At 75.2% G+C, this 19,886-nt stretch carries 17 protein-coding genes; 5 read left to right on the forward strand and 12 right to left on the reverse strand.

The genetic code is table 11. The features are described 5' to 3' along the window. Positions 1–9 precede the first annotated feature (9 nt). The 4 genes from ACIPYS_RS12615 to ACIPYS_RS12630 all read right to left on the reverse strand — a co-directional run bounded on the left by ACIPYS_RS12615 (position 10) and on the right by ACIPYS_RS12630 (position 4,016). Entirely contained in the window at positions 10–999 is a 990-nt protein-coding gene (locus ACIPYS_RS12615; protein ID WP_400745754.1) for an ABC transporter substrate-binding protein, read from the reverse strand. An 87-nt stretch (positions 1,000–1,086) separates the two neighbouring features. Next, positions 1,087–1,929, reverse strand: coding sequence for an ABC transporter ATP-binding protein (locus ACIPYS_RS12620; protein ID WP_173862073.1), 843 nt, complete (start codon positions 1,927–1,929; stop codon positions 1,087–1,089). A gap of 15 nt (positions 1,930–1,944) precedes the next feature. Next, a complete protein-coding gene (locus ACIPYS_RS12625; RefSeq protein ID WP_400745757.1) occupies positions 1,945–2,991 on the reverse strand; it encodes a FecCD family ABC transporter permease in 1,047 nt (348 codons plus the stop codon). After that, on the reverse strand, positions 2,988–4,016 hold the full coding sequence (locus tag ACIPYS_RS12630; RefSeq protein WP_093860906.1) for an iron ABC transporter permease: 1,029 nt from the start codon (positions 4,014–4,016) through the stop codon (positions 2,988–2,990). Before ACIPYS_RS12630 ends, ACIPYS_RS12625 begins: the two co-directional genes overlap by 4 nt. 119 nt (positions 4,017–4,135) lie before the next feature. Here ACIPYS_RS12630 and ACIPYS_RS12635 point away from each other — a divergent pair, with 119 nt between their 5' ends. Continuing rightward, positions 4,136–4,765 (forward strand): HAD family hydrolase, encoded by a 630-nt coding sequence (locus ACIPYS_RS12635; RefSeq protein ID WP_093860905.1) that lies wholly within the window; start codon positions 4,136–4,138, stop codon positions 4,763–4,765. A 31-nt stretch (positions 4,766–4,796) separates the two neighbouring features. Here the strand turns inward: ACIPYS_RS12635 and ACIPYS_RS12640 are convergent, their stop codons facing one another. After that, entirely contained in the window at positions 4,797–5,051 is a 255-nt protein-coding gene (locus ACIPYS_RS12640; RefSeq protein WP_093860904.1) for a hypothetical protein, read from the reverse strand. Between the two features lie 502 nt (positions 5,052–5,553). Here ACIPYS_RS12640 and ACIPYS_RS12645 point away from each other — a divergent pair. Continuing rightward, positions 5,554–5,937: a cold-shock protein gene (locus ACIPYS_RS12645; protein ID WP_030393600.1), complete on the forward strand. Its 384-nt coding sequence runs from the start codon at positions 5,554–5,556 to the stop codon at positions 5,935–5,937. A gap of 39 nt (positions 5,938–5,976) precedes the next feature. Here the strand turns inward: ACIPYS_RS12645 and ACIPYS_RS12650 are convergent, their stop codons facing one another. From ACIPYS_RS12650 to ACIPYS_RS12665, 4 genes are all read right to left on the reverse strand, one after another. Continuing rightward, a complete protein-coding gene (locus ACIPYS_RS12650; RefSeq protein WP_400745761.1) occupies positions 5,977–6,822 on the reverse strand; it encodes a 1,4-dihydroxy-6-naphthoate synthase in 846 nt (281 codons plus the stop codon). Beyond that, on the reverse strand, positions 6,815–7,696 hold the full coding sequence (locus ACIPYS_RS12655) for a futalosine hydrolase (protein ID WP_400745762.1): 882 nt from the start codon (positions 7,694–7,696) through the stop codon (positions 6,815–6,817). Before ACIPYS_RS12655 ends, ACIPYS_RS12650 begins: the two co-directional genes overlap by 8 nt. 10 nt (positions 7,697–7,706) lie before the next feature. Beyond that, positions 7,707–8,240, reverse strand: a complete 534-nt coding sequence (locus ACIPYS_RS12660) for a hypothetical protein (protein WP_093860903.1) — start codon at positions 8,238–8,240, stop codon at positions 7,707–7,709. Positions 8,241–8,341: 101 nt separating this feature from the next. Continuing rightward, the gene (locus tag ACIPYS_RS12665) at positions 8,342–9,724 is read right to left on the reverse strand and encodes an MFS transporter (protein ID WP_400745864.1); all 1,383 of its coding nucleotides are present in this window, start codon (positions 9,722–9,724) and stop codon (positions 8,342–8,344) included. 635 nt (positions 9,725–10,359) lie between these two features. Between ACIPYS_RS12665 and ACIPYS_RS12670 the strand changes: the two genes are divergently transcribed. After that, positions 10,360–11,244, forward strand: coding sequence for a DUF3027 domain-containing protein (locus ACIPYS_RS12670; RefSeq protein WP_093860902.1), 885 nt, complete (start codon positions 10,360–10,362; stop codon positions 11,242–11,244). Positions 11,245–11,418: 174 nt separating this feature from the next. Further along, positions 11,419–14,763 (forward strand): sacsin N-terminal ATP-binding-like domain-containing protein, encoded by a 3,345-nt coding sequence (locus tag ACIPYS_RS12675; RefSeq protein WP_231978616.1) that lies wholly within the window; start codon positions 11,419–11,421, stop codon positions 14,761–14,763. Positions 14,764–14,844: 81 nt separating this feature from the next. Here the strand turns inward: ACIPYS_RS12675 and ACIPYS_RS12680 are convergent, their stop codons facing one another. The 3 genes from ACIPYS_RS12680 to ACIPYS_RS12690 are packed head-to-tail and all read right to left on the reverse strand — an operon-like array spanning position 14,845 to position 18,107. Then, the gene (locus tag ACIPYS_RS12680; RefSeq protein ID WP_093860901.1) at positions 14,845–15,081 is read right to left on the reverse strand and encodes a hypothetical protein; all 237 of its coding nucleotides are present in this window, start codon (positions 15,079–15,081) and stop codon (positions 14,845–14,847) included. Positions 15,082–15,121: 40 nt separating this feature from the next. Further along, entirely contained in the window at positions 15,122–17,707 is a 2,586-nt protein-coding gene (locus tag ACIPYS_RS12685) for an HAD-IC family P-type ATPase (protein WP_093860900.1), read from the reverse strand. Between the two features lie 52 nt (positions 17,708–17,759). Further along, positions 17,760–18,107, reverse strand: a complete 348-nt coding sequence (locus ACIPYS_RS12690; RefSeq protein ID WP_400745764.1) for a DUF2530 domain-containing protein — start codon at positions 18,105–18,107, stop codon at positions 17,760–17,762. A gap of 246 nt (positions 18,108–18,353) precedes the next feature. Between ACIPYS_RS12690 and ACIPYS_RS12695 the strand changes: the two genes are divergently transcribed. Further along, positions 18,354–19,817 (forward strand): NCS2 family permease, encoded by a 1,464-nt coding sequence (locus ACIPYS_RS12695; protein ID WP_400745766.1) that lies wholly within the window; start codon positions 18,354–18,356, stop codon positions 19,815–19,817. Positions 19,818–19,886 lie beyond the last annotated feature (69 nt).

A 19,886-nucleotide genomic window follows, 5' to 3' on the forward strand; every position in this document is an offset into this window, starting at 1 on the left:
GCGGGCGGATCAGGCGCCGAGGAAGCGCTGGAGCTCGTCGAGGAGGTAGTTGGCGCCGGTGCAGCCGATGCCCTGGAACCACAGCTGGTCGTCGACGGGGAAGGCGCGGTGGGCCCGGACGGCCTCCAGGGCCTGCCAGCCGGGACTCGCGAGGGTCGCGGTGAGGCCGTTGCGCTCCGGGTCGCCGTAGCCGGCGTACAGGAGCAGGTCGCCGTCGGCCCTGGCGAGCTGGTCCGGCGGGAGTTCGAGGTCGGGCCGGTCGACGTTCTGGGAGTCGGGCCGGGGGACGCCGGCATCGGCGAGGACGGAGCCGGGGAAGGTCTGCCGGGCGTGGAGCCGGATCCCGCCGCCCTCGACGAAGCGGACCAGGCTGACCTTCCGGCCGCCCGCCCTGGCGTTCGCGAGCGCGGTGGTCACCTGGTTGACGTGCCGCTGGTACGAGGCCATGAACGCCGCCGCGGCGTCCTGCCGGCCGAGCGCCTCGGCGTGGGTCTGCAGATCGGCCTTCCAGGTGGCGCCGGTGGTGGCGGTGAGGACGGTCGGCGCGATCGCCCGCAGCTCGTCGTAGCGGCCGCCGTCCCGGGCCTGGTTGGACAGGATGAGGTCGGGCCGCAGCGCGCGGACGGCGGCGAGGTCCGGGGCGCCGATCGGCCCGACGTACGCGATCGGGGCGAGCCGGGAGGCGGGCCAGTAGTCGGGGAGTGCCGCGTCGGTCGCCGTCCGGGCCGCGCCGACCGGGGTGATGCCGAGGGTGAGCGCGGAGTCCAGTTCGGCGGTGTCCAGGACGACGACCCGCGCGGGCGCCCCGGGCACGGTGACCGGGCCGGTGACGGTGGCCACGGTGACGCTCGGCGGCGGGGTGGGGGAGGGGGTCTCGGCGACGGCCGCGAGGTCCATCGGCGGGGGTGCGGCGGACCGCTCGGTGCAGCCGCTGAGCGCGCTGCCCCCGAGCCCGCCGAGCAGCGCGGTCAGCAGGGTGCGGCGGGTGATCGGGGACATCGGCACCTCGGGCGGCTCGGACAGCGCAGACGGGCGGAAGGACACGGCAGCGCGTCGATTATGTCCGAATTGGTGCGTAAAACGTCGCTATGCGTCCACGGTGGCCGCCCATGGCGCGCCCGGCACCACCAGCGGAGTGCCGGTCACCGGGTCCGGCACCACCACCGACTCCAGCCCGAACACCTCGCGCACCAGCTCCGCCGTGACCACCTCGGCCGGCGGGCCCTGGGCGACGATCCGCCCGTCCTTCATCGCCACCAGGTGGTCGGCGTACCGGGCCGCCTGGTTGAGGTCGTGCAGCACCGCGACGACCGTCCGGCCGCGTTCCGCGTTCAGCCGGCGGACCAGGTCCAGCACCTCCACCTGGTGCGCGATGTCCAGGAAGGTGGTCGGCTCGTCCAGCAGCAGGATGTCGGTGCCCTGGGCGAGCGCCATGGCGATCCAGACCCGCTGCCGCTGCCCGCCGGACAGCTCGTCCACGCCGCGTTCGGCCAGCTCCGCGGTGGAGGTGCGCTCCAGCGCCTCGGCGACCGCGGCCTCGTCCTCCGCGGACCACTGCTGCCACCAGCTCTGGTGCGGCTGGCGGCCGCGCGACACCAGGTCGGCGACCGCGATGCCCTCGGGGGCGGACGGCGACTGCGGCAGCAGCCCGAGCCGCCGGGCGATCCGCTTGGTGGGGACGCGGGCCAGCTCCTCGCCGTCCAGCAGCACCGCGCCGCGGACCGGCTTCAGCAGGCGCCCCAGCGCGCGCAGCAGGGTGGACTTGCCGCAGGCGTTCGGGCCGACGATCACGGTCACCCGGCCGTCCGGGATCCGCAGGTCGAGCCCCTCGGCGACGGTGCGGGACTCGTAGGCGAGCGTCAGGTCCCGCGCCTCCAGGCGGTGGGAGACCCGCTTCACGGGATCGGCCGACTCGGTGTCGGGCAGCATCGGGACCTCCACGACTCAGGAACCTCCACGGCGGGAGCGGATCAGCAGCCACATCAGGTACGGCGCGCCGACCAGGCCGGTCACCACACCGACCGGCAGTTCGACGGGTGCCAGCAGCCGGCGGGCCAGCAGGTCGGCGAGCACCACGACCAGCGCGCCGGTGAGGGCCGAGCAGAACAGCGGGATCTGCGCCGACCGGGCCAGCCGCACGGCGATCTGCGGGGCCATCAGCGCGACGAAGTCCACCGGCCCGGCCGCGCCCGCCGCGCAGGAGGCGAGCACCACGCCGAGCAGGGCCATGCCGAGCCGGATCCGGTCCAGCCGCAGCCCCAGGCCGACGGCGGTGGCGTCGTCGAAGGAGATCGAGCGCTGGGCCCGCGCCGCCCACAGCGCCACCGGGGTGGTGGCCAGCAGCACCCAGGCGAGCCAGCCGGCCTGGTCGTACCCGGAGCCGTTCAGGCTGCCGGTCATCCACACCTTGGCGGCCTGCGCCTGGAAGCCGTCGCCCTTGGTCAGGAACAGCGAGGTCAGGGAGGAGAGCGCGACGGAGACGCCGATGCCGATCAGCACGAAGCGCTGGGCGTGCAGCCCGCGCCGCCAGGCCAGCAGGTACACCAGCAGACCGGCCGCCAGTCCGCCCGCGACGGCCGCGTACGGCACCTGGCCGGTGGAGCCGACCACGCCGTAGGCCAGCAGGCCGACCACGGTGGCGGTGGCGCCCCAGGAGACGCCGACCACGTCCGGGCTGGCCAGCGGATTGCGGGCGACGGTCTGGACCAGCGCCCCGGCCAGCCCGAGCGCCGTGCCGGCCAGCAGGCCGACCACCACCCGGGGCAGCCGGAACTCGCCGACCACCAGCTCGTGCGGGCTCGGCTGCCCGAACACCACCTTCAGCACCTCGCCGGGCGCCACGGTGGACTCGCCCAGGCAGAGCGAGGCGACGACGGTGGCGGCCAGCGCGAGCAGCAGGCCGAGCGTGGCGAACGCCGAGCGCCGGTGCAGCAGGAAGGAGGCCGGCCCGGCCCGCAGCACGGTGTAGCCGCGCAGGGCGACGGTGCTCATGCCGCCACCACCTTCCGCCGCCGGACCAGCGCGACCAGCACCGGGACGCCGACCAGGGCGGTCATCACCCCGGCCGGCACCTCGGAGGGCGGGAACAGCACCCGGCCGAGGGTGTCGGCGAGCAGCAGCAGCGCGGGGCCGAGCACGGCCGAGAGGGCCAGCACCCAGCGGTGGTCCGCCCCGGCCACCGCGCGTGCGGCGTGCGGCACGGCCAGGCCGACGAAGGCGACCGGCCCGGCCGCCGCGACCGCCGACCCGGTCAGCACGGTGGCTCCGAGCGCGCCGACCGCGCGGACCGGACCGGTCCGCGCGCCGAGGCCCTTGGCGGTGTCGTCGCCGAGCGCCAGCGCGTCCAGCCCGCGTGCCACGGACAGGACCAGCACCGTGCCGACGGCCAGGAACGGCAGCAGCTGCCGGGCGACGTCCGCGTCCCGTCCGGAGAGCGAGCCGACGTGCCAGAACCGGAACTGGTCCATGGCGGCCGCGTCGGTGGTGAGCACCAGGGTGTTGAGGGAGGCGATGAACGCGGAGATCGCCGCGCCGGCCAGCGCCAGCTTGACCGGTGCGGTGCCGCCCCGGCCGCGTCCGGCGAGCCCGTACACCAGCGCGGTGGCGAGCACCGCGCCGGCGAAGCCGAACCAGACGTACCCGGTGAGCGTGGAGATCCCGAACACGGAGATCGCCACCACCACGCCGGCCGCCGCGCCCTGACTGACGCCGAGGATGCCGGGGTCGGCGATCGGGTTGCGGGTGATGCCCTGCATGACGGTGCCGGCGAGGCCGAGCGCCGCGCCCACCGCGAGGCCGACGACCGTGCGCGGCAGCCGCAGCTCGCGGACCACCACGGCGTTGGTGCTGTCCCCGCCGTGCAGCAGGGCGTCGACGGTGTCGCCGAACGGGACGGTGCGGCTGCCGACCGCCAGGCTCAGCAGCACGGCGCCGGCCAGCAGGGCCAGCGCGGCGGCGAGCCACAGTATTCGGCGGCGCAGCAGCCGGGCTCTTCCGGGTGCGGTGGTGTCGGTCATGGCTCTCTCTCGCAGATAGCTCAGGCAAACCTAAGTTCCGCGTCGAAGCCTGGGCAAATCCCCCCGGCCCGCTCCCGCCCGGCACCGGCCCGACCGGGCCGGTTGGATAGCCTGGCGGCATGCCTGTGACCTCGGACGCCCCGCTGACCGTGGGTTTCGACCTCGACATGACGCTGCTCGACACCCGTCCCGGGATCCGGGCCACCTATCTGGCGCTGTCCGCCGAGACCGGTACCGCCATCGACGCCGACCTGGTGGTCACCCGGCTCGGGCCGCCGCTCCTCGACGAGCTGCGCAACTGGTTCCCGGCGGAGGAGCTGGACGCGGTCGCCCACCGCTACCGCACGCTCTACCGGGACCACGCCTTCGCGCCGACGGTCGCCCTGCCGGGCGCGCACGCCGCGCTGGAAGCGGTCCGCGCGCACGGCGGCCGGGTCGCGGTCATCACCGGCAAGTACGAACCGAACGCCCGGCTCCACCTGGAGCACGCGGGTCTGCGCGCGGACGCGCTGGTCGGCGACCTGTGGGCGGAGACCAAGGGCGTGGCGCTGCGCGAGCACGGCGCGACCGTCTACGTCGGCGACCACCTCGGCGACATCCGGGGCGCCAAGCACGCGGACGCGGTGGCGGTGGCCGTGGCGACCGGCCCGTACGGCGCGGAGGAGCTGCTGGCGGCCGGCGCGGACGCGGTACTGCCCGACCTCACCGCCTTCCCGGCCTGGCTCGACGCGCACCTGGCCGCCCGCTGAGGCAGCCGCCGACGCCCGCGGCCGCGCGCCGTCAGGCTCCGGCGCGGACCCGGCGCCGCTGGGCGCGCGCGGAGAGCAGCAGACCGGTCAGGGCGAGCAGGAAGCCGAGCGGCATCAGCATGCTCAGCCAGTAGGCGGCCGACGGCAGCGGCGTCAGGTGCAGGAACAGCGGGACGAAGGTCACCAGGGTGGCGAGCGCGCCGAGGCCGAACACGACCGTGCCGGCCTTGACGAAGGCGTCGCCTCGGTCGGCGCTCTGGCTGCTGACGCTGCTCGCGCTGCTCACGGGGCTTGCTCCTCTGCGGCGGGGTCCGGCCGCGGCGGCGGGTCCGGCGGCCGTCCCAGTCTCGCAGAGCCGGCCGGGACGCGGGTCGCCGCGGTACCGCCGGGCCGGCTCCGCAACCGCTTCGCGGGCGAGCGGTCCCGTCACGTTGCGCAGTTTTCCGGGCGCTGGGCGTTTTGATCCCTGCTGGGCGGGGGTATGCAGGCTGTGCCGAGGGGTGCGATCAGTGCGCCCCGTTCTCTCCGACCGGAGGTGTGAGCCAGTGGACTGCGTCGAGTCGCGCCCGGGTCATGCCGGTTCCGGGTCGCGTGTGGCCGCCGGGGCTCCGTACGGAACTTTCGCGGAACGCGGATGAGACAGTGACGGACCGTTAGTCTGCTCCTTACAGTGTGCTGATCGTGCGCGCCCCGCAGGGCGCGTCCCCGGGGTCGGCCCGCTCTCCCACCACCCAGTGATCCCCGGCCAGGGCCGGGATCCCTCATACCCACATCGAGGACTGTTCGAGATGCCCACCGGCCAGGTCAAGTGGTTCAACGAGACGAAGGGCTTCGGCTTCCTGTCGCGCGACGACGGCGGCGATGTCTTCGTCCACACCAAGGCGCTGCCCGCCGGAATCACGTCGCTGAAGCCGGGGCAGCGGGTCGAGTTCGGCGTGGTCGCCGGACACCGCGGCGACCAGGCGATGCAGGTCCAGCTGCTGGAGGCGCTGCCCTCGGTGGCCGCCGCCCAGCGCAAGAGCCCGGACGACATGGCGGCGCTGGTCCAGGACCTCATCACGATGATGGACGCCGTGCTGCCCGGGCTCCAGCACGGCCGCTACCCGGCCAAGCCGGCCGGGCAGAAGCTCGCCGTCCTGCTGCGCGCGGTCGCCGAGCAGTTCGACGTGTGAGCCGACCGCCCGACCGGTGACGGCCGGGCGGGCGCTCGCTCAGAAGTCCAGCGCGCCCGGGCCGAGCGGGGGGACCAGGCCCTCCGCGGCGGCCCGGGTGAGCAGGGCGCGGACGGCCGCGTGGCCCTCCTCGCTGAGCTCCGCGGTGAACTCGTTGACGTAGAGCGCGATGTGCTGGTCGGCGACGTCCGGGTCCATCTCCTGGGCGTGCTCCAGCACGTACCGGCGGCTTGCCTCCGGGGCGTCCCACGCCTGCCGGACGGAGGCGCGGATCGCCTCGGTGAGCGCGCGCAGCCGCTCCGCGCCGAGCGAGCGCCGGGCGATGATGGCGCCGAGCGGGATCGGCAGGCCGGTCTCCCGCTCCCAGGCCTCGCCCATGTCGGCCAGGCTGCGCAGACCGTAGTTCCGGTAGGTGAACCGGGCCTCGTGGATGACCAGGCCGGCGTCCACCCGGCCGTCCCGCACCGCGGGCATGATCTCGTGGAACGGCAGCACCACGATCCGGCCCAGGCCGCCCGGTACCGCCTTCGCCGCCCACAGCCGGAACAGCAGGTAGGCGGTGGACCGCTCGGAGGGGACGGCGACGGTCTTCCCGCTCAGGTCGTCCCCGCTGTCCGGGCGGGTGAGCACCAGTGGGCCGCAGCCGCGCCCGAGCGCCCCGCCGCAGGGCAGCAGGGTGTACTCGTCCAGCACCCAGGGCAGGGCGGCGTAGCTGACCTTGAGCACGTCCAGCTCGCCGCGCTCGGCCAGGCCGTTGGTGACGTCGATGTCGGCGAAGGTGACCTCGGGGGCGTCCGCGCCCGGGACCAGGCCGTGCGACCAGGCGTGGAAGACGAAGGTGTCGTTGGGGCAGGGCGAGTAGGCGATGCTCAGCCGTTCAGCCACGGCCGGCCTCCTTGGGCGTTCGGCGCGGTCCGGGCGGGTCGGCCCGGTGGGACTGCGGTCCGTCGGCGGTCCGCGGCTCCGCCGCCGGGGCCGGCCGGGCCGGGTTCGGGGCCGCCAGGGCCGCCAGGGGCAGGGCGGCGAAGGCCCGTTCCAGTGCGCCGAGGGCCTCGCCGATCCGCCAGGCGGTCCGGTCGCGCGGGCCCACCGGATTGGAGACCGTGCGCAGCTCGAACGCCGGCACCCCGTGCCGGGCGGCGGCCTCGGCGACCCCGAAGCCCTCCATCGCCTCGGCCACCGCGTCCGGGTGGCGGGCGCTCAGGGCGGCGGCGCGCCCGGCGCTGCCGGTCACGGTGGAGACGGTCAGCACGGCGCCGGTGGCCAGGGTGCGCACCCCGGCGGTCCGCAGCGCCCCGGCGACCAGTGCCGCGGTGGCCGGCACCGGGGTGTGCCGGACGGTCCCGAAACCCAGCTCGGTGACGTCGGCGAAGCCTTCCGGCGTCTCGGCACCCAGGTCGGCGGCGACGATCGCGTCGGCGACCACGGTGGTGCCGATCGGCGCCCGGGGGGCGAAGCCCCCGGCGATCCCGGCGGAGACCACCAGGCGGTACCGGTCGCCGGTGGACGCGGAGAGTGCCGTGAGCGCGGTGGCGGCGGCCGCCGCGGCGGCGCCCGGGCCGACCCCGCCGGCCAGCACGTCCACCGTCGCGCCGGAGGGGTGTGCGACCCGGTCCAGCGCGCCGCCGGGCAGCGGCACCCGCCGGGCCGTGCCGCCGAGGCCGCGCAGCACGGCCCCGGCCTCGGCCGGCACCGCGACGACGACGAGCAGCCGGGCCCGCGCGGGGCCCGACTGCTCGTCGGGAAGTCGTACCGTCACCGGTCGACCGTCAGCTGTCCTGGGTGTTCAGCTGGAAGTACCACACGCCGTAGATCGCGTCCGGCTGCTTCGGGTCGCTCTCGACGACGGTGATCAGGGTCTTGCCGGAGGCGTTGAGGGCCTTGCTGGCCGCCACCGAGCCGGAGTAGGTGGCGTCCTTGGCCGCCGTGGCCAGGATGAACCGGCCGCCCTGCGCCTGTCCGCCGCCGTTGGTGTTGGCCCACCAGCCGCGGTCGGCCACGTCGGGGCTCACACCGACGCCGATCCGGTCGCTCATGGTGACGTCGGACTTGGGGAGGGTGCCCTCGTCCAGAGCCTTGCCGGCCTTGTCCTGGCACTCCTCCTGCTGCTGCTCGGTCAGCGGCTTGCCCTCGTTGAAGCAGAAGGGGTCCTTGACCGTCGAGGAGTTCCCGACGACCAGCGTGACGCGGTGGTCGCTGATCTCGTGCTGGTCGGACGCGAAGGCGATGGACCCGCCGACCGTGCCGGCGGCGATGACGACGACGGCGCCGAGGCCGGCGATGACGCGGGTGCTGAGGCTCATGCGTCAGAGGCTACCGGGCTTTGGCGATCACGCTACGCGGGGGTCGGCAACCGCGTGTTGTGCCCGGGCACGGGCCGCCCGCCACCGGCCGGGGCGGCCGCTCACGCCACCCGGGGAGCGGCGCGCCGGTGGCGCACACCCACCCGCAGGAGCGAGCGGAGCGTCCACAGCAGCACCGCGCCGAGCACGGCGGCGGCCACCGACAGGCCCAGCGCGCCGTTCAGCGGCAACAGGATGCCGACCGCCCCGCCCGCCACCCAGGACATCTGGAGCAGGGTCTCCGAGCGGGCGAAGGCCGAGGTCCGCACCGACTCGGGCACGTCCCGCTGGATCAGCGCGTCCAGCGACAGCTTGCCCAGCGAGGCCGCCGTCCCGGCGGTCGCGGCCACCGTCACCACGGTGACGGTGCCGTACCAGAGCGCGGCGGCGGCGGTGGCGGAGCCGGCCAGCAGCAGCATCGCGGTGACCGTCATCTCCGGGCTGCGGGGGCGCAGCCAGGAACCGAGCGCCGAACCGATCGCGTTGCCCGTCCCGGCGGCCAGCGCCACCAGCGCGAGCGCCAGGGTCGGCTGCAGGCCGCCGACCGGTTCCTCGCGGAGCAGGAACGCCAGGAACATCACCAGGAAGCCGACCAGCCAGCGCATCGCCGCCATCGCCCGCAGCGCCAGGATCACCGAGGGCCCGACGGTGCGCAGCGAGGCCTTGGGCCGCTGCCCGGCGGCGGGCTCCGGCGCGGGGGCGCCGCGGCCGTGCAGGACGCCGTGGTGGCCCGGCGGGTGTTCCTCGGCGTGCAGCACGGCCCGCTGCTCGCCCTTGGCCGAGTCCACCGTGTGCGGCAGGTGGAAGGCCATCAGGGTGCCGGCCACGAAGACCAGGAAGGCGCCGCGCAGCGGCCAGCCGGGACCGATCAGATGCAGCAGCCCGCCCACCCCGGCCGCGACCATGGTGGCCAGCAGCCCGGCCAGGGTGACCCGGGAGTTCGCCTTCACCAGCGACAGCCGGCTGGGCAGCAGCCGGGGCACCACGACGCTGCGCACCACCCCGTACGCCTTGGACGCGACCAGGACGCCGAGTGCCTCCGGGTAGAGCGCCAGCCCGCCGCCGGTCACCACACCGGCCATGGTCCAGGCGAGCACCGCGCGGGCCAGCATCGACATCGCCATGGCGGCCCGGCGGCCGTGCGGCAGCCGGTCCAGCAGCGGGCCGATCACCGGGGCCAGCAGGGCGAACGGCGCCATGGTGACGAGGAGGTAGAGCGCCACCCGGCCGCGGGCCTCGCCGGTCGGCACCGAGAAGAAGATCGTGGAGGCGAGCGCCACGGTGATGAGCATGTCCCCGAACGCGTTCAGGGCGTGCAGCTCGATCAGCTTGGCCAGGCCGGACTCGCCGGCGCCCTCGGCGGCGGTGGCCCGGCGGATCCGGCGGCCGGTGCCGTGCACGACCTTGCCGGTCCGGGAGCCGGCGGCGGAGGCGGTGCGGACCAGGAAGTGCCGGCGCGGCTCCTCGCCGTCACCGTCGCCGTCGTCCTGCTCGTGGTGCCCGTCCGGCCCGTCCCGGTCGTCCGGCGGCTCCTGGCCACCGCCCGCCGCCGTGCCCACGGGTGCCGGGGCGGGGCCGTCCGGTCCGTCCGCGGGGGCACCGGCCGGGTCCGCGGCGGGCAGTGAGGAGGGGTCCACCGACCGCGGTTCCCCCGCGGCGTGGACCGGAGACTGCTGTCGCGGCACGGCGTTCGCTTCGTCGGGGCTGCCGGTCTGCGAGGCGCGCAGTGCGTGCTGCGACGGTTTCTCGTCCGCCACATGCCCATCCTGCCCCAGAATCGGGAGGACGACGCGGGATTCCGCTCCGCGCCGCGCGAGCGAGGGCCGCCGTTCCCGTCCCGGACGCCCCGGATCCACTCCGGAACGCCCCGGACTGTGCCCGGTGGCCGACCGGCGGGTAGCCTGCCCAGAGTCCGCCCGAGTGCCCACCGGCGCCGGCGGACCGGACCAGCGGCGCGGCCGGTATCCGCGGCAGGCCGCAGTCGCGCAGAATGGACGAGGGAATCCGAGCCGCGACGGAAAAGGCAACTCGCCGTGGGCGACAGAAGAAATGGGAGAGAATCGACGCCGTGAGTGCAGCGATGCGAAGCCGTACCCCTGATCGGCTCTGTGCCGAGGCCGTCGAACTCGCCCGCCAGGCCGCCGAGGACGCCGTCGGAGCCGAGACCGTCGGGGGGCACCTGGGTGTCCAGGCCGAGACCGACCGTGTCGTGACCCACACCTTCGAGTGCCTGGACGCCGCCTACCGCGGCTGGCACTGGGCGGTCACGGTGGCGCGCGCGCCGCGGGCCAAGAACGTGACGCTGGACGAGGTCGTACTGCTGCCCGGCCCCGACGCCGTCCTGGCCCCGCAGTGGGTGCCGTGGAGCGAGCGGCTGCGCCCGGGCGACATGGGCCCCGGCGACCTGCTCCCCACCGACGCCGACGACGTGCGGCTGGAGCCGGGCTGGACCGGCGAGGACGAGCCCGCGCCGAACTCCGCGGTGGCCCAGGCCGCCCAGGAGGACGTACTGGTCAGCGACGACCCGGAGGTCCAGCCGGCCCCGGTCCGGGCGCAGATCCGCGCCGTCGCCGACGAGCTGGGCATGGGCCGCAGCCGGGTGCTGTCCCGGCTCGGCCTGCACCTGGCCGCCGACCGCTGGGAGAAGGCGCACGGCGCGCAGACGCCGATGGCGCAGTCCGCCCCGGCCGGCTGTGTCACCTGCGGCTTCCTGATCCCCATCGGCGGCTCGCTGGGCCAGGCGTTCGGGGTCTGCGGCAACGAGTTCGGTCCGGCCGACGGCCAGATCGTCTCCTTCGCCTACGGCTGCGGCGGGCACTCCGAGGCGGCCGTCATCCCGGCCCCGCCGGCGCCGGCCGCGCTGATCCTGGACGAGCTGGTGGTCGAGCCGCTGACGCTGCACCCCGACCGGCTCGCCGGTTCGGTCGAGCCCGACGCCCCCGCCGAGGAGCTCGGCCACTCCTGACTCCCGGAGATCGTCACGTCCGGCGGCCCGTCCCACCCCGGTGGGGCGGGCCGTCGTCGTTCCCGCCCGCGGCACGGCCGCGCGACCGGCCCGGGGGTGTGTCCGGCGCTGTCCCCGCGGCAGGGAAGAATGCCCCCGTAGGGCACAACAGGGCGGCGGAAGGCGGCAGGTCCAGTGGAACCTCGGATTCTCGGCAGCGGCACGGACGAGCGCCTCGCGGACCCCTTCGGCAGCGCCGAACTGCGCCGCCGGGTGCTGGACGCCTGGGCCGCCTCCCCGGCCAGGTTCCGGGAGGACGCCAACGCCGAGGAGGAGCTGGCCCTCGGCGGCTACCGCGACCGGCTGGTCGTCGAGCTGGCGCAGAACGCCGCCGACGCCGCGGTCCGGGCCGGGCACGGCCCCGGCCGGCTCCGGCTCACCCTGGCCGACGGCGTGCTGGCCGCCGCGAACACCGGTGCGCCGCTGGACGCGGCGGCCGTCGAATCGCTCTCCACCCTGCGTGCCTCCTCCAAGCGCGGCGACCGGGACAGCACCGTCGGCCGGTTCGGGGTCGGCTTCGCCGCCGTGCTCGCGGTCACCGACGAGCCCGCCGTGCTCGGCGCGGCCGGCGGGGTGCGCTGGTCGCTCGGCGAGGCCAGGTCGCTGGCCGAGGCGCAGCCCGTGCTCGACGAGGAGCTGCGCCGCCGGGACGGCCATGTGCCGCTGCTGCGGCTGCCGTTCGCCGCCGAGGGCCCCGCACCCGACGGGTACGACACGGTGGTGGTGCTGCCGCTGCGCGACGCGGCCGCCGAGGACCTCACCCGCCGACTGCTGGCCGGCATCGACGACGCGCTGCTGCTCACCCTGCCCGGCCTGGCCGAGGTCGTGGTGGAGACCTCGGAGGGCACCCGCACGCTGACCCGCTCGGCCGCCGGGCCGCGTCCGGACGCGGCCCTCCCGGCGCCGGGAGGCTCGGCCGCCGGGGCGGAGATCAGCGAGGTCACCATCACCGACGACGCCGACGGGCAGCTGCGGCGCACCGTCTGGCAGACCGTCGGGGCGGCCGGACCGCTCGACGCCGGGCTGCTCGCCGACCGGCCCACCGAGGAGCGCACCCGCCCGTACTGGACCGTGACCTGGGCGGTGCCGGTCTCCGACGACGGCGACCCGCAGCGGCCGGCGATCGCCCCGGTGCTGCACGCGCCCACCCCGAGCGACGAGCCGCTCGACCTGCCCGCGCTGCTGATCGCCTCCTACCCGCTGGACTCCACCCGCCGGCACGTCGCCCCCGGCGCGCTCGCCGACTTCCTCACCGAGCGGGCCGCCGACGCCTACGCCGAACTGCTGCGCGCCCGCGGCGGCGACCTCGGCTCGCTCGGCCTGGTGCCCGGACCGCTCGGCCGGGGCGCGCTGGACAACGCGCTGCGCGCCGCCGTGCTGTCCCGGCTGCCCGGGACGCCGTTCCTGCCGCACCCGGCGCCGGTCGAGGAGGGCACCCCGGCGTTGCGGCCCCGGGACGCGACCCTGCTGGAGGGCGCGGACGGATCGGTGGTCGAGGCGCTGGCACCGATCTTCCCCGGCCTGCTGCCGGCCGGTCTGGAACGCCGCACCGAGCTGCGGGTGCTGAACGTGCGCCGGGTCCCGCTCGCCGAGGTGGTCGACCAGCTGGGCGGCCTGGACCGGGAGCCGGCCTGGTGGCGCAACCTGTACGCGGCGCTCGGCGGCGCCGACCCGGAGGCGCTCGGCGCGCTGCCGGTGCCGCTCGCCGACGGGCGGACGGTGACCGGGCCGCGCCGGGTCCTGCTGCCCTCCGACGCCGCCGACTGGGCGGCCTTCCCCGGCTACCCGGAGGCGCTGGCCGACGCGCTCGCGGTGCTCGACCTGCGGCTCGCCCACCCGGAGGCCGCCCACCCGCTGCTGGCCAAGCTGGGCGCCGGTGCGGCCACCCCCGCCGGGGTGCTGGACACGCCCGAGGTACGGGCCGCCGTCCTGCGCTCCTACGAGCTGGCCGAGGACGACCCGGACGCCGCCGCCGACCTCGCCGAGGCCGTCCTGGCGCTCGTCCGGGCGGCCGCCCCGGCCCCCGGCGAGCACCCGTGGCTGGCCCGGCTGGCCCTGCTCGACGACGAGGGCGAGCCCGCCCGGGCCGGTGAACTCCTGCTGCCCGACAGCCCGTTCGCTGCGCTGGCGCGCGAGGACGACGCCGCCTGGGTGGACGACGAACTGCTGGAGCGCTGGGGCCCCGAGGTGCTCGCCGCGGTCGGCGTGCTCGCCGGGTTCGTGCTGGTCCGGGCCGAGGACGTGGTGCTCGACCCGGACGACCTGGAGCGGCTCGACCCCACCGCGCCCGCCGACCGGGCGGCCGGCGGCCACCCCACCGGGCTGATCGACGAGGCACCGGACGGCCTGGCCGACTGGGCCGAGGACGCGCTGGAGGCCCTGCACGCCGATGACGCGGACGCGATCGGCGTGCCGCCGGTCGCCGCCGAGCTGCTCGCCGTCCGCGACCTGGACCTGGTGGACGACGACGCCTGGCCGCAGGCGCTGGCCACGCTGGCCCGCCCGCCGTACCGGGACGCCGTGGTCACCCCCGTGCGCACCCTGCTGCCGGACGGCTCGTACACCGACCTGCCGCCGTACACCGCCTGGTGGCTGCGCGACCACCCGGTGCTGGACGGCCGCGAGCCCGCCGGGCTGCGCGCGGCCGGTGCGGACCCGCTGCTGCGCGGTCTCTACGACGAGGCCCGCACCACCCTGGACGAGCAGTTCCTGCACGCGCTGGGCGTGCGCACCACGCTGACCGCGCTGCTCGCCGAGCCGCACGGTCCCGACGAGGTGCTGGACCGGCTCACCGATCCGGACGCCGAGATCGGGCACCGCCAGCTGCACGGCATCCTCAGCGCGCTGGCCCGGGTCGGCACGGACCGGATCGAGGCGCTGGACGTGGTCAGGGCGGTCCCGCCGATGGACCGCGCCACCGGGCGGAGGCCGGACCGGACCGTGGTGGTGGACGCCACCGAGGCCGTCGTCGCGGACGCCCCCGACCTGGTCGAGCTGCTGCACGACCACCCGTTGCTGCCGGTCGCCCCGGCACTGGCGGCGGACCTCGCCGAGCGGCTGCACGTCTCGCTGGCCAGCGAGGTGGCCGGCGGGCGGGTGCTCTCCGAGGGCGCGCTGCACCGGGTGCCGGCGGTGGTGCGGGAGCTGCTGCCCGGCTGCCCGGTGGCGTACGAGGAGCACGAGGAGCTGCTGGTGGTGGGGCCGGACGGGGAGGAGGCGGCCGTCGACTGGCGTTGGGACGGTGCGGCGGACACCCCGGAGGCGCCGTACGACCCGGAGTCGGCCGAGGAGGCCGACGAGGACGACGAGTTCGAGCTGCCGCCGGTGCCCGGGCTGCTGCACGCGGCGACCCCGGAGGGCCTGGCCGCGGGCCTGGCCTGGTCGGTGGGGCAGTGGCACCGCCGGTTCGAGGTGCTGGCCGCGCTGAGCGAGCCGGACCGGGCCTACGAGCTGTCCGCGGCGCGGGACTACGAGGGCTGACGGGGCGGCGGGGCCGGGCGCGGCGAGGAGCGTGCGTCCGGTCCCGGCCTCCGGTCCGTCGGCGCGTCCGGATCCCGTCGGTCAGGAGCGGGAGCCGGAGCGGGTCCGGCCGCGGGCGATCATCCGCAGGTAGAGCGCCAGGGTGCTCAGTACCCAGGTGGCGGTGAGTACCGCCGCCACCGCCTTGGTCAGCAGCGGACCGGCTTCGACGCGCGCGAGCGCACCGGCCCCCACCAGCAGCCCGGCCAGCAGCCCGGTGACCAGCAGTCCGCCCAGGAAGGCCGCGAAGGCCTCCAGTTCCCCGCCCCTGCGCCCCATCGCGGTACCCCCCGTCGTCCGAACCCCTCCGGTTCGTGGCTCAATCATCGAGCCGGCGCCGCATGATCCGCCAGACCACTTCCAGGACCAGTCCGGCGGTCACCGCGATGCCCACCCCGATCCACGGGTCCCGGGTGCCGGACAGCGAGAGCTGGAAGAAGTCGGAGAGCCACGGCACGGTCATCACCAGCGTGAAGCAGCCGCACATGGTGGCGATCAGCAGCACCCGCCACCAGTTGTACGGGCGGGCGACGATCGCCAGCACCCAGATGGCGACCAGGAACAGCGTCAGGGTGGCCACGCTGGTGTCCGACTCGAGGTCGGTGGCGTGGTCGGCCCGGGCGAGCGCGTACGCGGTGAAGGTCGCCGTACCGGCGATGATGCCGCCCGGGACCGCCAGCCGCAGCACCCGGCGCACGAAGCCGGTGCGGGCGCGCTCGTTGTTGGGCGCGAGCGCCAGGAAGAAGGCCGGGACCCCGATCGTCAGGGTGGACAGCACGGTGGAGTGCCGGGGCAGGAACGGGTACGGCGAGTGGGTGAAGATCACCAGCAGTGCCAGCAGCACCGAGTAGACCGTCTTGACCAGGAACAGCCCGGCCACCCGCTCGATGTTGCCGATCACCCGGCGGCCCTCGGCGACCACCGAGGGCATCACCGCGAAGGAGTTGTTCAGCAGCACGATCTGGGCGACCGCCTTGGTCGCGTCGCTGCCGCTGCCCATCGCCACGCCGATGTCCGCGTCCTTGAGCGCCAGCACGTCGTTGACGCCGTCGCCGGTCATCGCCACGGTGTGCCCGCGCGACTGCAGCGCGCCGACCAGTTCGCGCTTCTGCTGCGGGGTGACCCGGCCGAAGACGGTGGTGCGCTCAGCGAGGTCGGCCAGCGCCTCCGGCTCGCCGGGCAGGGTGCGGGCGTCCACCGGGTGGTCGGCGCCGGGCAGCCCGAGGTGGGCGGCGACCGCGCCGACCGAGACGGCCGCGTCACCGGAGATCACCTTCGCCTCGACCTGCTGGCTCTCGAAGTAGCGCAGGGTGTCGGCGGCGTCCTCGCGCAGCCGCTGCTGGAGCACCACCAGGGCGAGCGGGCGCAGTCCGGCGGCCGGGTCCGGGGCGTCCAGCGGGACGGGCGTGCGGCCGAGCAGCAGGACCCGCAGGCCCTGGGCGCCCAGCTCGTCGACCTCGGCCAGGGCCGGGTGGCCGGCCGGCAGCAGGACGTCCGGCGCGCCGAGCAGCCAGCTGGCCTCGCCGCCGCGCGGCTCCAGCAGCTGGACCCCGCTCCACTTGCGGGCGGAGGAGAACGGCATCGCCTCGATCACCCGCCAGCCGCCCCGGGCCCCCGGGGCGCCCCGGCCGGCCTCCGGGCCGTCGCCGTCCGGGGACCGCGGGCCGCCGACCGCGGCGTCCCGGCCGTCGCCGTAGGCGTCGATGACGGCCTGCATGGACGCGTTGGGGCGGGCGTCGGCCCCGGCCATCACCGCCAGTGCCTGTTCGACGGTCTCCTCGAGGGTGCCCCGGTCGTCCAGCCTGCCGCGCTCGTCGGTGGCCCCGGCGTCCCCGCCGTCCGCGTCGGCTCCGAGGATCCGCAGGTCCACCAGGTCCATGCCGCCCTCGGTGAGGGTGCCGGTCTTGTCCAGGCAGACGGTGCTCACCCGGGCCAGGCCCTCGATCGCGGGCAGCTCCTGGACCAGGCACTGCTTGCGGCCCAGCCGGATCACCCCGATAGCGAACGCCACCGAGGTCAGCAGCACCAGGCCCTCGGGCACCATCGGCACGATCCCGGCGATCATCCGGCGGACCGCCTCGCGCCAGTCGCGGCCCTCCACGGCCAGCTGGCTGATGATCAGACCGACCGCGGTCGGGACCAGCAGCCAGGTGATGAACCGCAGGATGCTGTCGATGCCGCTGCGCAGCTCCGACTTCACCAGCGTGAACCGGCTGGCCTCCTCGGCCAGCTGCGCCGCGTACGCCTCGCGGCCGACCTTGGTGGCGGTGAAGGTGCCCGCGCCGGCCACCACGAAGCTGCCGGACATCACCTGGTCGCCGGGCTGCTTGAGGACCGGGTCGGGCTCGCCGGTGAGCAGCGACTCGTCGATCTCCAGACCGTCCGCCTCGGTGACCTCGCCGTCGACGATCACCTTGTCGCCGATGCCCAGCAACACGGTGTCGTCCAGCACGATCTCGCCGACGGCGATCTGTTCGACGGTGCCGTCCCGGCGGACCTGGGGTCTGGCCTCGCCGATCAGCGCGAGGCTGTCCAGGGTCTTCTTGGCCCGCAGCTCCTGGATGATGCCGATCGCCGTGTTGGCGACGATGACCAGTCCGAAGAGACCGTCCTGGATCGGGCCGACGACCAGGATGATCGCGAACATCACGCCGATGATCGCGTTGAAGCGGGTGAAGACGTTGGCCCGGACGATCTCCTTGGTGGAGCGGCTGGAGCGGACCGGTACGTCGTTGACGTCGCCCCGGGCGACCCGTTCGGCCACCTCGGCGGCGGTGAGCCCGCCGCGCCGGCCGGGCAGCAGCCCGAGCGGGTGGGCGCCGTCGGGCCTCTGCCCGTCGGGCTTCTCCCCGGTGGCCGGGGCCGCGGTCGGCCGGTCCTCGGCGGGCTGCGCAGGCTGCGTCATGGCACCGACTCTACGGGTGCCTTATGTCCGATGCGTGCTACTAAAGGACTATTCAGTCCGACTGGGTGGCAGGGTCCCCGCCGTTCCCCCCGGGGGCCGTGCGCGGTGCCCGCTCGGCCGCCTCCGCGGTGCCCGTCGGGCCCGTCGCCCCGGCCTCGGCGGCCCGGCTCCGGGCGATGGCGTCCCGGCGGGCCCGGCAGTACCAGAGGCCGATCAGACCGAGGCCGCCGCCGGCCAGGCAGATCCACGGCCAGTTGCCGTGGCCGTGGTCGGAGAGGGTCCCCCAGAAGGGGAGCAGGACGACGAACGCCACGAACCAGAGCACCGTCCCGCCGCCGACGATCGCGACGTCATTGGCCTCCAGCGGAGGTGGAGCGGGGTGCGTCGGCGTCTTGGGCATGGGCCCTAGGGTACGGGTGCGGCGGGCGTTCGATCGATTTCCTGCGCGGACTGTCCGGGGACGTTCCGGTCCCCTTCTGTCTACGCGCGAAGATAGCGAACGGGCGACAGCGGAACTCATACTTGTCATTCCGGTTGTTCGGGGCACGCCCAGGACATCGTGCTTCGTGCCCGTCCGACCGGATCGCCCGGCCACAGTCGCCCGGGCGGCTCCCCCTCTCTCCTCCGCCCCCACAGAGGACGCAGCATGCCCGTGGCCCAGCCGACCACCGAGTCGCCCGAGCCCGCCCAGCCCGACGCGCCGAAGCCCCCGACCGGCGCTCTGGACCGCTACTTCCGGATCGGCGAGCGCGGCTCCACCCTGCCGCGCGAGATCCGCGGCGGCATCGCCACCTTCTTCACCATGGCCTACATCCTGGTGCTGAACCCGATCATCCTGGCCAGCGCCACCGACATGACCGGCGCCCACCTGGACAACACCCAGCTGGTCACCGCCACCGCGCTCACCGCGGGTCTGACCACGCTGCTCATGGGTGTGATCGGCAACGTCCCGATCGGCCTGGCCGCCGGTCTCGGCGTCAACACCATCGTCGCCCTCCAGCTCGCGCCCAAGATGACCTGGCCGGACGCGATGGGCATGGTGGTGCTGGCCGGCTTCGCGATCATGATCCTGGTCGCCACCGGTCTGCGCGAGCGGGTGATGAACGCCGTCCCGCTCGGGCTGCGCAAGGGCATCGCCATCGGCATCGGCCTGTTCATCAGCCTGGTCGGCCTGGTCGACGCCGGCTTCGTCACCCGGATGCCCGACGCCGCCCACACCACCGTGCCGCTCCAGCTCGGCACCGGCGGCCACCTGCTCGGCTGGCCGGTCCTGGTCTTCGTGCTCGGCCTGCTGCTGACCCTGGTCCTGATCGTCCGCAAGGTGCCCGGCGCGATCCTGGTCTCCATCGCGGTGATGACCGTCGTCGCCGTGGTCATCGACAAGCTCGCCGACCTGCCCGACAGCGCCTGGGGCCTGACCGTCCCGGCCTGGCCCGGCAGCCCGGTCGCCAAGCCCGACTTCGGCCTGGTCGGCGAGGTCAGCCTGTTCGGCGGCTTCGGGAAGGTCGGCGTCCTGACCGGCGTCCTCTTCGTCTTCACCGTCCTGATGTCCTGCTTCTTCGACGCGATGGGCACCATCCTCGGCGTGGCCGACGAGGCCCACCTGCTGGACGCGAAGGGCGACCTGTCGGGCATCAACAAGGTGCTGATGATCGACGGCATCGCCACCGCGGCGGGCGGCGCGACCTCCTCCTCCGCGAACACCTGCTTCGTCGAGTCCACCGCGGGCGTCGGCGAGGGCGCCCGGACCGGCTTCGCCTCGATCGTCACCGGCGCCCTCTTCATGGTGGCGCTGTTCTTCTCCCCGCTCGCCAAGATGGTCCCCGCCCAGGCCGCCACCCCCGCCCTGGTCGCCGTCGGCTTCCTGATCCTGGCCAACTCGATCAAGGAGATCGACTGGGCCGACTACACGATCGCGATCCCGGCGTTCCTGACCATCGTGATGATGCCGTTCACCTACAGCATCACCAACGGCATCGGCTTCGGCTTCATCGCCTTCTGCGTGCTGCGCCTCGCCGCCGGCCGGGGCCGGGAGGTGCCGGTCGCGATGTACGCGGTGTCGGCGGTCTTCGCGTTCTACTACCTGATGCCCGCCCTCGGCCTGCTCTGAGGCCGGACGCCGCTCGGTCCCGGGCCCTCCCCGCACTGCGGGGAGGGCCCTCGGCTTTCCGTCCTCCCG

Origin of the sequence: Kitasatospora sp. NPDC089913 (assembly GCF_044748625.1) — a bacterium.
In the GTDB taxonomy this organism is placed as follows: Bacteria; Actinomycetota; Actinomycetes; order Streptomycetales; family Streptomycetaceae; genus Kitasatospora.

What these genes read in the sequence shown, in the direction of transcription:
- ACIPYS_RS12690 (WP_400745764.1), bottom strand. Translation starts at nt 18,107, where the DNA reads ATGCCCAAGACGCCGACGCACCCCGCTCCACCTCCGCTGGAGGCCAAT.
- ACIPYS_RS12695 (WP_400745766.1), top strand. Translation starts at nt 18,354, where the DNA reads ATGCCCGTGGCCCAGCCGACCACCGAGTCGCCCGAGCCCGCCCAGCCC.
- ACIPYS_RS12635 (WP_093860905.1), top strand. Translation starts at nt 4,136, where the DNA reads ATGCCTGTGACCTCGGACGCCCCGCTGACCGTGGGTTTCGACCTCGAC.
- ACIPYS_RS12680 (WP_093860901.1), bottom strand. Translation starts at nt 15,081, where the DNA reads ATGGGGCGCAGGGGCGGGGAACTGGAGGCCTTCGCGGCCTTCCTGGGC.
- ACIPYS_RS12620 (WP_173862073.1), bottom strand. Translation starts at nt 1,929, where the DNA reads ATGCTGCCCGACACCGAGTCGGCCGATCCCGTGAAGCGGGTCTCCCAC.
- ACIPYS_RS12685 (WP_093860900.1), bottom strand. Translation starts at nt 17,707, where the DNA reads ATGACGCAGCCTGCGCAGCCCGCCGAGGACCGGCCGACCGCGGCCCCG.
- ACIPYS_RS12615 (WP_400745754.1), bottom strand. Translation starts at nt 999, where the DNA reads ATGTCCCCGATCACCCGCCGCACCCTGCTGACCGCGCTGCTCGGCGGG.
- ACIPYS_RS12660 (WP_093860903.1), bottom strand. Translation starts at nt 8,240, where the DNA reads ATGAGCCTCAGCACCCGCGTCATCGCCGGCCTCGGCGCCGTCGTCGTC.
- ACIPYS_RS12645 (WP_030393600.1), top strand. Translation starts at nt 5,554, where the DNA reads ATGCCCACCGGCCAGGTCAAGTGGTTCAACGAGACGAAGGGCTTCGGC.
- ACIPYS_RS12630 (WP_093860906.1), bottom strand. Translation starts at nt 4,016, where the DNA reads ATGACCGACACCACCGCACCCGGAAGAGCCCGGCTGCTGCGCCGCCGA.
- ACIPYS_RS12625 (WP_400745757.1), bottom strand. Translation starts at nt 2,991, where the DNA reads ATGAGCACCGTCGCCCTGCGCGGCTACACCGTGCTGCGGGCCGGGCCG.
- ACIPYS_RS12670 (WP_093860902.1), top strand. Translation starts at nt 10,360, where the DNA reads ATGCGAAGCCGTACCCCTGATCGGCTCTGTGCCGAGGCCGTCGAACTC.